Here is a 10,452-nt window from a genome sequence, read left to right on the forward strand (position 1 = left end):
ACGGCGGCCACAGCGACAGGGAAACGCCCGGACCCATCCCGAACCCGGAAGCTAAGCCTGCCAGCGCCGATGATACTACCCACCCGGGTGGAAAAGTAGGACACCGCCGAACACACACAACAAGCCCCGTGCCCCCCAAAAACCCTGGGGGGCACGGGCATTTGCATATCTAGCCGCCCAACACAACCGCAACCACCCGGGCCGGCCGCTCCGCGGTGCCGCCGTGTGACCTCAACACTCAGCAAACGTCCGTCGGAAAATCCGGAATTATTGCATTCAGGTCTCACAGGTCGCGGTAGCGCAACGCTGCGGTTGCAAACGGTTATCCGATCGTGTTGTAAATGTGACAAAATTACCCTAACGTTATCAAAGTGAAATCTGTGCTCCATGTGCATGGAGTGCTGACGGAGGGGAGCTCAACATGACTGCGACGAAGAGGGCCGGCTTTCTGCGCCGGCCACTGTCAAAGGGGCGGACGAGGCGTGAGACCAAGCGGTCGAAATGGGACACCGCGGAAATCCTGGTGACAGCGGTTCTGCGACCGGTCATCGTTACCGCGGGTGTATGTGCCGCTGCCTTCGCATCGATTCCTGCTGCGCATGCGGATTCGGTTGGCGACGCGATGACCCCGGCGCTCAACGGAGTCGGTATCGGCAACAACGGCCCGGTCAGCGGCGCCATCGCACAGATGGGACAGTCCATCTGTCCCATGTTGGTGAAACCCGGTGGCGGCCTGGCCAGCAATGCGGCTCAAATCAGCGGTCAAGGAGGGCTGGCTCCACCCGTGGCCGGCTTCCTGGCCAGCATGGCCATCCAGGCGGAATGCCCGGGATTCATGACATCGGTCGCCAACGGCAACATGCCGTTCCCCATCCCCGGCGCCGGCGGGCCCGGGTTGCCGCTCGGCCTACCTGGGGCGCCAGCACCGGCTCCACAGCCGCTGCTGCCTGGGCTCAACCTTGCCGGTCGACAACCAGCTCCTTCCCCAGGGTTCTAGGCGCGTACTCACCTGATCGACGCTCAGTCGAACAGCGGCAATGTCGCCGAGGTGTGTCTCATCTCCAGTGCGAGCAGCGAACGTTTCCGATCGAGACCACCGCCGTACCCGGTGAGGCTTCCGCTGGCACCGATGACCCGGTGGCACGGAACAATGATGGCGATCGGGTTGTGGCCGTTGGCCAAGCCGACGGCACGAGCGGCACCCGGAGCGCCGACCTGTTCTGCGATCTCACCATACGACCGGGTCTCCCCGAACGGGATTGTCAGCAGCGCCTGCCAGACTCGCCGCTGAAACTCGGTGCCCCGCAGATCGAGCTCGAGGTCGAACGTGGTGAGCTCACCGGCAAAATATGCGTTCAGTTGATCCACTGCGTCGTTGAACGCCTTGGGATTTGGAGACCAGCCATTGCGACTCGGTTCATAGGTCTGATCGACCATTCGCACATTGGTGAGCACTTGGTCGTGGCCGGCCAGCGTCAATAATCCGATCGGGCTGTCAATAGTGCGGTAGTGCGTCATGCGATCTCCTCTGCTGGCCAATGGTTCACTGGATGCTCCAGCGTCGTCCACAGATATTGGGTGGCGTAGGAACGCCAGGGCCGCCAGCGGCGGCTCAACACGCTCAACTCGCGGTGGTCGCTCGGCAAGCCCAACTGCTCAGCGGCCAAACGCAATCCGAGATCGCTGGCCGGAAAGGCATCAGGGTTGCCCAGGCCGCGCATCGCGATCACCTCTGCGGTCCACGGTCCGATTCCGGGCACCGCCAGCAATTGGGTACGAGCCTCGTTCCAATCGCAGCCGGCGTTGAGTACAACTCTGCCATCGGCCAGCGCGGCGACGAGGCCGGTGACGGTCCGCCGGCGCGAGTTCGGAACGGCCAGGTGGGCCGGATCGATGTCGCCGAGTTGCTCGATCGACGGAAACGTATGCGTCAGTGCGCCGTTGGCGTCGTCGATCGGATCGCCGTAGGCGGCGACCAATCGGCTGGCGTGGGTCCGCGCGGCCTTGATCGATACCTGCTGACCCAGCACCGCTCGCACTGACAGTTCGGCCGCGTCGACGGTGCGCGGTATGCGCTGCCCAGGTGCCTTGGCTACCACCGGGGCCACGGCGACATCGGCACTCAACACCTCGATTACGGCGTCCGGGTCGGCGTCGAGGTCGAGAAGTCGTCGGCAGCGCGAGATCGCGGCCGTCAGATCGCGAAAGTCATCGAGCACCAGCACGCACCGGACATGATCGGGCGCCGGTGTCAGGCTGGCGATTCCGTTGCCGAACGGCAGCCGCAACGTCCGCCGATAGGCGCCGTCGCGCACTTCCTCGCAGCCGGGGACCACGCTGGCGGCAAGGTGGCCGAATACTCCTTCGTAGGCGAACGGAACTCGCACCGGCAAACGCAGCGACACCGTTCCAGGTGAGCCTACATCTGTTGCGGCGCAACCTAATCGATAGGTCGCACGCTTACGCAATTGGGTCGGAGTGCTGTCGCACACCAAGCGCAGCGTGTCGTTGAATTGCCGGATGCTGGAAAAACCTGCGGCAAAAGCGATGTCACCGAACAGCAAATCTGTTGTCTCGATCAGTACCCTCGCAGTCTGGGCGCGCTGTGCGCGGGCCAGTGCGAGCGGGCCGGCGCCGGTTTCTGTCTGCAGTAATCGCTGAAGCTGTCGGGTGGTGTAGCCGAGCCGGGCGGCCAGGCCCCCGACACCCTCGCGGTCCACAAGGCCGTCGGCGATCAGGCGCATGGCCCGCGCGACGAGGTCGTCGCGAATGTTCCATTCCGGTGAGCCCGGCGACGCGTCCGGGCGGCAGCGCTTGCACGCGCGAAAGCCGGCGCGTTGCGCAGCTGCCGCAGTGGGAAAGAACTGCACATTGCGAGCGAACGGCGGCCGGACGGGACAGCTGGGTCGGCAATATATCCGGGTAGTTCGCACGGCGGTGACGAACCAGCCGTCGAAGCGAGTGTCCTTGGATTGGACGGCTCGGTAGCAGCGGTCGAAGTCTTCGTGCACGGTTCGACAATTACACCGGGTCACTGACATTTCTAGCGAGAAAGCGACATCGTGGTGGTCGACGGCTTGCCGGACCCGCTCTAGGGCGTCAGCCCGGTGGCGGTGGCTCTGACGCTGCGCCGTCGGCTACCGGCCGAGGACGTCCAAAGGCAACAAAGTGACGGGTGCGCAGGGTGTCTTCGTTCAGGTCGTGCAGCCGGGCGACCAGGAGATCGTCCATCGTCACGTGCCCCAGTGCGCGGCCCTCCGGCGACACCACCTGCACCGGACGGCCGCCGGCCTCAGCCAGGACGTTGGCCGCATGCCGCAATGTGTCGCGGATGCCGATTGTGCCTCCGACGGGAACGAGCGGCGGCTCAGGATGCATCACCTCCTCGACGAAGAAGGCCTCCAGTGGATCGGTGGTGTAGTCGCACGTCAGATGCAGACCGCGCCGGGCGATCTTCTCCGTCAGAACCGAGCGGTCGAGTATCAGCACCGACGCCGCGTAAGCCGTGAACGAGGCGATGGTCAGAGGGAAGAGTGCAGGCCAGGCGTGGGTCAGTTCGAGGGTGAACACGATGCCGGTCAGCGGCGCGCGCATCGCGGCCCCGACTACGGCGGCCAACCCCAGAAGCGCCCAGAATCCCGCGAACACGACCGGGAACCAGTGTCCGACAAGGGCTCCCAGCGCGCCGCCGATCATGAACAGCGGCGCCAGCACACCACCCGACGTGCCCGACCCCAGCGACAACGACCAGATCGCCGTTTTCACGATGAGTATCCCGACGACGAGCGACAGCGTGGCATGGCCAGTCAACAGCGCGCCGATCACGTCGTAGCCGACACCGAGGGCGCGCGGCTGGATAAGTCCACCGATCCCGATCACCAGGCCACCGATGGCGGGCCACCACATCCAGTGAAACGGCAGACGCGAGAACGCATCTTCGGACGCGTACACCAGCCGGGTGGCGACGATAGCGATCGCAGCACCGCACACACCAGTGATGAACGCCAACAGGTCGATGTTCCAAGGAATTTGGGTGGCGTGTTGGGCCACGGGGAATATCGGGTCGCTGCCCAGGATGAATGAACGCACGATCGTCGCGACCGCGACTGCCGCGGTGACGGGCACGGTACTGCGAGGCCGCCATTCGAACAGCAACAGCTCGACGGCCAGCAAGATGGATGCCAGCGGGGAATTGAATGTCGCTGCCATTCCGCCGGCGGCGCCCGAAACCAGCAGGATCTTGCGCTCGTCGGCGGTCAGGTGCAGATGCTGGGCAAGAATCGAACCGAGCGCCCCGCCGGTCATGATGATCGGGCCCTCCGCGCCGAACGGCCCGCCGGTACCGATGCTGATTGCCGCCGAAATAGGCTTCAGCACAGCAACTTTCGGCTCGACTCTACTGCCTTGGGTCAGGATGGCCTCGATCGCCTCGGGCATACCGTGACCCCGGATCTTCTCCGACCCAAGCCGCGCCATCACGCCGACGACCAGACCGCCGGCGACGGGCGCACCCAGCACCAGCCACCACGGATGATGTTGAGCTCCCGGGGCAATCAGATCGACCGCCCACCGTTGGTAGAAGACCAGGTTGGTGACCAGCCCGATCAGCCGCAGTAGGCACCAGGCCGCGGCCGCTGCCAGCGCACCGATGGGCGCTGCGAGCGCTGACATCAGCAGCATTCGTCGATCGACGACGAAGTCGGCCAGTCGCGTGCTCACGAGCCCGCGGCCCGCGACGCGGGTACGTGCAACCAACACGTCACGCTCGTGTCAGCGCTGGTGAATCCGGGAAACTTGGCACGAAGATCGTCGACCATTTGCGCAGTATCGCGTACCTAATCTGTAGGTCGTCTGTGGGACCCCAGGAGGAATTGCGGGTACGCAACTTCGCGGTCGCGCACCAGATCATGGGGCAGGCGTTGCAGGCGAGCGCACAAGACGCCGGCAGCGAGATCGACGACCCCGAGGCGATCAGCGCAGTGTTGTTGGCCGCTCTGAGATACATGCCCATCATGCAAGTTCTGCTTGGTCGCGCGCCCGTGACATGGACCCCGACCGCTTCCGAGACGCGTGGCTCCGGCTCAGCCGGTCCGTATTCATCCACGGCGTTCCCGACTAGTTCAGCGTCGCCAATTGCGTCGGTTGATCGTGGCCGCGCAGCGTGACGGTCTCACCCAACGACCAGTGGGCCCGTTCGTCGTCGCTCGCGGCGTTGACGGTGTCCGCGGATGCCAACAATCGGCTCGGCACGTCCTTGGCCAACTCGCACAGCCGGGCCGCTTCGTTGACCGGTTCGCCGATGACCGTGTATTCGAACCGCTCCTTAGCGCCGACATTTCCGGCGACGGCGTTGCCGGCCGTGACCCCGATGCCGGCCTTGCACTCGGGCACCTCGCTGTCGAGACGATGGGCGATGGCCCGCGCGGCGCCGAGGGCCTGGTCTTCCGGTCGGTCGAGATGGTTGGGCGCGCCGAAAACCGCCAGCACGGCATCGCCCTCGAATTTGTTGACCAGGCCTTGGTGACGGTCGACCTCCTCGACGATCACCGCAAAGAACCGGTTCAGCAGCTGCACGACGTCAGCCGCCGGGCGACTCGTCACCAGCTGTGTCGAGCCGATGATATCGATGAAAACCACTGCGACATGGCGCTCTTCGCCACCGAGCTCGGGCTTGTCTCTTTCGGCGGCAAGGGCGACCTCGCGTCCGACATGGCGGCCGAACAGATCGCGCACCCGCTCGCGCTCGCGCAAGCCGTCGACCATGGAGTTGAATCCGCGTTGCAGCTCACCGAGTTCGGTGCCGTCGAACACCACCAGGTCGCCACGCAGATCGCCGTCTTCGACCCGCTTGAGCGCCGCCCGAACCACCCGCACCGGCGTCGCCGTCAGCCAGGCCAGAATCCACATCAACACGAAGCCGAAGATCAGCGCCGCGGTCGATATCACCAGGATGGCGATCGCCAATTGGGTCTTGCTCAGGTTGTCGAGCAGCACGCCACCCAACAGCGCGGTAACCATGATGCCCAGCACCGGAACGCCAGACCCGAGCAGCCACACCGTCAATGTCCGGCCCATGATTCCGGGGGCCAACCGGCGCGGTGCCCGGCCCGCCTCGAGTGCCTGAGCGGCCACCGGCCGCAACGCGAACTCGGTGAACAGATAACACGCGGTAGACACCAGAATGCCGCAGACGCTGACGCAGAAGCCCACGATCGGAACGAAGGTGCTGTCGGCCAACCCGTAGAGCGTCGTCAGCAAGCCGGTGCCGAGCACCCACAGCACGAGGACACCGAACGCCAGCCGGAACGGAGCGGTAAAGGTGGCGCGCTCGTCGGCAGGGGTCGGTTCGTGCTCCTCGATGGCCCATCGCAGGGCGGCGATGGTCCGGTGGGTGATCAGATAGGTGCCGAGTGCCAGCGCGACGACGCAGTAAGCCGGCGTGACGCCGAAGGTGATCCACAGTGGTGCGTCGCTGAAAATGCTCGGAGTGGGGAACGCGACGGTCAACAGCAGCCCCGCAACGGCGATTCCGATCAGGTTCGCCCCGACGATGAACACGGTCAGAATGAGCTGGATGCGTACTCGCCGGCGGGACTGGCTCTCCGACACCCGCCCGAGCAGCCAGGAACCGTAGGCCGGCGTTTCTGGCAGTCGACCGCTCTGCCGAGTCACCCGCTCCAGCACTCGCCCCAGCCGTTGCGCGGTCGATCGCTTAGCCATCATGGTGGCGTCAGCCTAATTGCCGCCGCCGCCCACGCTTAAGGTGTGTTGCGTGCGCCTCGTCATCGCCCGCTGCACCGTGGACTACGTCGGACGCCTCACCGCTCATCTGCCCTCGGCGCGCAGGCTGCTCCTCTTCAAGGCCGACGGCTCGGTGAGCGTGCACGCCGACGACCGGGCCTACAAGCCGCTGAACTGGATGAGCCCGCCGTGCTGGTTCTCCGAGGAGGCCGACGGCGAGGTGCCGGTCTGGGTGGTGCAGAACAAGGCCGGCGAGCAACTACGCATCACCGTCGAGCACATCGAGCACGATTCCAGCCATGAGCTCGGGCTTGATCCCGGGCTGGTCAAAGACGGCGTCGAAGCCCACTTGCAGGTGCTGCTCGCCGAGCACGTCGAGCTGCTCGGGGCGGGCTACACGCTGGTGCGGCGCGAGTACATGACGCCGATCGGGCCGGTCGACCTGTTGTGTCGCGACGAACAGGGACGTTCGGTCGCGGTGGAGATCAAGCGCCGCGGCGAAATCGACGGGGTCGAGCAGCTCACCCGCTACCTGGAGCTGCTCAACCGGGACAGCCTGTTGGCGCCCGTGAGCGGGGTCTTCGCCGCGCAGCAGATTAAGCCGCAGGCGAAAACTTTAGCCACTGACCGTGGAATTCGTTGTCTGACATTGGATTACGACAAGATGCGGGGCATGGATTCCGACGAGTTCCGGTTGTTCTGAGCTGCCTCACTAGACTGTTGTCATGGCGCGACGCCGCAGTTCACCGCGTCGGCAGCAGTCGTTTGGGCCGCTGCCCGCTGCACGTCGGGTAGAGACCGGGCCAGACGGACACGACTACGAGGTTCGGCCGGTAGCCGCCGCGCGAGCGCTCAAGACGTATCGTTGCCCGGGCTGCGATCACGAAATACGCTCGGGCACAGCTCATGTGGTGGTATGGCTAGCCGATTTCGGCGAGGTGGCCGTGGACGACCGGCGGCACTGGCACACGCCGTGCTGGGCTAATCGGGCAACGCGCGGGCCGACGAGAAAGTGGAGTTGAGGCGTCAGTGCGCGGAGTCTGAATCGCTGGCCGGTTCGACCAACTCGATCAGGACGCCGCCGGCGTCCTTGGGGTGGATGAAGTTGATCCGCGAGTTCGCTGTCCCCCGGCGGGGCACGTCGTAAAGCAGCCGGATTCCCTGCTCGCGCATACGCTCGCTGAGGGTGTCCAGGTCGCTGACCCGATAGGCCAGCTGTTGGATCCCGGGACCACGCTTGTCGAGGAACTTCGCAATCGCCGACGAGTCGTCGATCGGGGCCATCAGCTGAACTTGCGCGCTACCGACCGCAGCGCCGCGCACCGACAGCATTGCCTCGCGAATTCCCTGATCGTCGTTCACTTCCTCGTGCAGAACGATCATGCCGAGGTTGTCGTGGTACCACGCGATCGCGGCGTCGAGGTCGGGGACCGCGATGCCGATGTGGTCGACTGCCGTCACCAGAGCGGTGCTGAGGACTCGACGGGTGTCAACTTGATCGGTGGTCATCACGTAACGGTAACCTGACGGGAACGAATCCGCTTCTTCCGGTCCGTCGGATCGGCTGTTGAACCCCGCTGTGGAGGTAGTCATGACGACATCGGTGATCGTTGCTGGAGCTCGGACGCCGGTCGGCAAGCTGATGGGCTCGCTGAAGGACTTGCACGCCAGCGATCTGGGTGCCATCGCGATCAAAGGCGCCCTGCAGAAGGCGAACGTGCCGGCCTCGCTGGTCGAGTACGTGATCATGGGCCAGGTACTGACCGCGGGGGCCGGCCAGATGCCGGCGCGGCAGTCTGCCGTCGCGGCCGGCATCGGCTGGGATGTGCCGGCGCTGACCATCAACAAGATGTGTCTGTCCGGCATCGACGCCATCGCGCTGGCTGACCAGCTCATTCGGGCCGGCGAGTTCGACGTCGTGGTGGCCGGCGGCCAGGAGTCCATGACCAAGGCCCCGCACCTGCTGATCGACAGCCGCTCGGGCTACAAGTACGGCGACGTCACGGTCCTGGACCACATGGCCTACGACGGCCTGCACGACGTGTTCACCGACCAGCCGATGGGTGCGCTCACCGAGCAGCGCAACGACGTCGACAAGTTCACCCGCCTCGAGCAGGACGAATTCGCCGCACAGTCGCACCAGAAGGCCGCCGCGGCCTGGAAGGACGGCGTCTACGCCGACGAGGTCGTGCCGGTCAGCATCCCGCAGCGCAAGGGCGATCCGCTGCAGTTCACCGAGGACGAGGGCATCCGGGCCAACACCACCGCCGAGTCACTGGCCGCTCTCAAGCCGGCGTTCCGCAAGGACGGCACCATCACGGCCGGTTCGGCATCGCAGATCTCCGACGGCGCGGCCGCGGTGGTCGTGATGAACAAGGACAAGGCCACCGAGCTGGGATTGACCTGGCTGGTCGAGATCGGCGCGCACGGCGTGGTGGCGGGCCCGGATTCGACGCTGCAGTCGCAGCCCGCCAACGCCATCAAGAAGGCGATCGCCCGCGAAGGTATCTCCGTCGACCAACTCGACGTGGTGGAGATCAACGAGGCGTTCTCCGCGGTGGCCCTGGCCTCGACGCGGGAACTCAGTATCGATCCCGAGATCGTCAACGTCAACGGCGGCGCCATCGCCATCGGGCATCCGATCGGCATGTCGGGCGCCCGGATCACCCTGCACGCGGCTCTCGAGCTGGCCCGCCGGGGCTCCGGCTACGGCGTTGCTGCGTTGTGTGGAGCGGGTGGCCAGGGAGACGCGCTGGTTCTGCGCGCTCGCTAGTTACCGGCCAGTACGGTCTCTCGCCGACCGATCGACGGCCACGCCATGAAGTTTGCTGTCGTTGCGACCGCGTTGGCGCGTCCATGGTGGATGTGACGTTGGTCATACGGCCCGCTGAACCGGATGAAACGCGATGGACGGCTGCGTGCCAGACTTGACCGCGTGAGCCGTCCTCGACCTCCGATTGGGCCCGCATTGACCGGCGGCGCAGTCGATCTGTCTGCCCTCAAGCAACCCCCACCCTCCGCCGGCGAGACGCACGGTGACGGCTCGACGGCCGCCGCCGGCGTCGAGGTCAACGAGGCCAACTTCGAGCAAGAAGTACTGCTGCGCTCCAACCAGGTGCCCGTGGTCGTGCTGCTGTGGTCGCCGCGCAGTGATGTCTGCCTCCAGCTGGCAGACATCTTGTCCGGTCTGGCCGCCGCCGACGGCGGTAAATGGTCGCTAGCCAGCGTCAACGTCGACGTGGCTCCCCGGGTGGCGCAGATCTTCGGCGTCGAGGTGGTCCCCACCGTCGTGGCATTGGGTGCCGGACAACCGCTTTCCAGCTTTCAGGGCATGCAGCCGCCGGAGCAGTTACGCCGCTGGATCGACTCGCTGCTGTCGGCCACTGCTGGAAAGCTCGGCGGGGCAGCCGATTCCGACGAGCCAGAGGAAGTGGATCCGGCTCTCGCGCAGGCCCGCCAGCAGCTCGAGGACAACGACCTCGGGGCGGCGCTCGACTCGTATCAGGCGATCCTGGACGCCGACCCGAACCACGCCGAAGCAAAGGGCGCAGTGCGCCAAATCGCGTTTCTGATGCGGGCGATGGCGCATGCGCCGGATGCGGTGGCCGTCGCCGATGCCGCGCCCGACGACATCGAGGCGGCATTCGCCGCTGCTGACGTCCAGCTCCTGAGCCAAGATGTGGAAGGCGCGTTCGGCCGTCTGGTCGGGCT

General features: G+C 65.5%; 10 protein-coding genes and 1 rRNA gene. 6 read left to right on the forward strand and 5 right to left on the reverse strand.

Annotated features, from left to right (window positions below; all coding sequences use genetic code 11):
- Nucleotide 1 precedes the first annotated feature (1 nt).
- Both rrf and VGH54_RS22480 read left to right on the forward strand, forming a co-directional pair.
- Nucleotides 2–112, forward strand: a 5S ribosomal RNA gene (rrf, locus tag VGH54_RS22475).
- Between the two features lie 309 nt (nucleotides 113–421).
- Nucleotides 422–997 carry a hypothetical protein gene (locus tag VGH54_RS22480; protein ID WP_331514312.1) on the forward strand — a complete coding sequence of 192 codons (576 nt, stop codon included), beginning with the start codon at nucleotides 422–424 and terminating at the stop codon, nucleotides 995–997.
- A gap of 23 nt (nucleotides 998–1,020) precedes the next feature.
- Here VGH54_RS22480 and VGH54_RS22485 read toward each other — a convergent pair whose 3' ends face one another.
- From VGH54_RS22485 to VGH54_RS22500, 4 genes are all read right to left on the reverse strand, one after another.
- Nucleotides 1,021–1,518, reverse strand: coding sequence for a methylated-DNA--[protein]-cysteine S-methyltransferase (locus tag VGH54_RS22485; protein WP_331514313.1), 498 nt, complete (start codon nucleotides 1,516–1,518; stop codon nucleotides 1,021–1,023).
- Entirely contained in the window at nucleotides 1,515–3,011 is a 1,497-nt protein-coding gene (locus tag VGH54_RS22490) for a DNA-3-methyladenine glycosylase 2 family protein (RefSeq protein WP_331514315.1), read from the reverse strand. Before VGH54_RS22490 ends, VGH54_RS22485 begins: the two co-directional genes overlap by 4 nt.
- 88 nt (nucleotides 3,012–3,099) lie before the next feature.
- Nucleotides 3,100–4,719 (reverse strand): chloride channel protein, encoded by a 1,620-nt coding sequence (locus VGH54_RS22495; RefSeq protein ID WP_331514316.1) that lies wholly within the window; start codon nucleotides 4,717–4,719, stop codon nucleotides 3,100–3,102.
- Between the two features lie 396 nt (nucleotides 4,720–5,115).
- The gene (locus tag VGH54_RS22500; RefSeq protein ID WP_331514317.1) at nucleotides 5,116–6,723 is read right to left on the reverse strand and encodes an adenylate/guanylate cyclase domain-containing protein; all 1,608 of its coding nucleotides are present in this window, start codon (nucleotides 6,721–6,723) and stop codon (nucleotides 5,116–5,118) included.
- Between the two features lie 49 nt (nucleotides 6,724–6,772).
- Here VGH54_RS22500 and nucS point away from each other — a divergent pair, with 49 nt between their 5' ends.
- On the forward strand, nucleotides 6,773–7,444 hold the full coding sequence (gene nucS / locus VGH54_RS22505; RefSeq protein ID WP_331514318.1) for an endonuclease NucS: 672 nt from the start codon (nucleotides 6,773–6,775) through the stop codon (nucleotides 7,442–7,444).
- 22 nt (nucleotides 7,445–7,466) lie between these two features.
- On the forward strand, nucleotides 7,467–7,763 hold the full coding sequence (locus tag VGH54_RS22510; RefSeq protein ID WP_331514319.1) for a hypothetical protein: 297 nt from the start codon (nucleotides 7,467–7,469) through the stop codon (nucleotides 7,761–7,763).
- Between the two features lie 4 nt (nucleotides 7,764–7,767).
- Here VGH54_RS22510 and mce read toward each other — a convergent pair whose 3' ends face one another.
- Complete coding sequence (mce, locus tag VGH54_RS22515; protein ID WP_331514322.1) at nucleotides 7,768–8,253, reverse strand: methylmalonyl-CoA epimerase; 486 nt, start codon at nucleotides 8,251–8,253, stop codon at nucleotides 7,768–7,770.
- Nucleotides 8,254–8,332: 79 nt separating this feature from the next.
- On the opposite strand from mce, the gene VGH54_RS22520 reads away from it, so the two are divergent.
- Together VGH54_RS22520 and VGH54_RS22525 are read left to right on the forward strand one after the other, a co-directional pair.
- Nucleotides 8,333–9,514, forward strand: a complete 1,182-nt coding sequence (locus tag VGH54_RS22520) for an acetyl-CoA C-acetyltransferase (protein ID WP_331514320.1) — start codon at nucleotides 8,333–8,335, stop codon at nucleotides 9,512–9,514.
- 162 nt (nucleotides 9,515–9,676) lie between these two features.
- A partial coding sequence (locus tag VGH54_RS22525) for a thioredoxin domain-containing protein (RefSeq protein WP_331514321.1) occupies nucleotides 9,677–10,452 on the forward strand: 776 nt, incomplete at its 3' end.

It is taken from the genome of Mycobacterium sp. (assembly GCF_036488105.1).
Classification (GTDB): domain Bacteria; phylum Actinomycetota; class Actinomycetes; order Mycobacteriales; family Mycobacteriaceae; genus Mycobacterium.

Coding starts and splice junctions, on each gene's coding strand:
- VGH54_RS22480 (WP_331514312.1), top strand. CDS start 422: ATGACTGCGACGAAGAGGGCCGGCTTTCTGCGCCGGCCACTGTCAAAG.
- VGH54_RS22485 (WP_331514313.1), bottom strand. CDS start 1,518: ATGACGCACTACCGCACTATTGACAGCCCGATCGGATTATTGACGCTG.
- VGH54_RS22500 (WP_331514317.1), bottom strand. CDS start 6,723: ATGATGGCTAAGCGATCGACCGCGCAACGGCTGGGGCGAGTGCTGGAG.
- VGH54_RS22510 (WP_331514319.1), top strand. CDS start 7,467: ATGGCGCGACGCCGCAGTTCACCGCGTCGGCAGCAGTCGTTTGGGCCG.
- VGH54_RS22520 (WP_331514320.1), top strand. CDS start 8,333: ATGACGACATCGGTGATCGTTGCTGGAGCTCGGACGCCGGTCGGCAAG.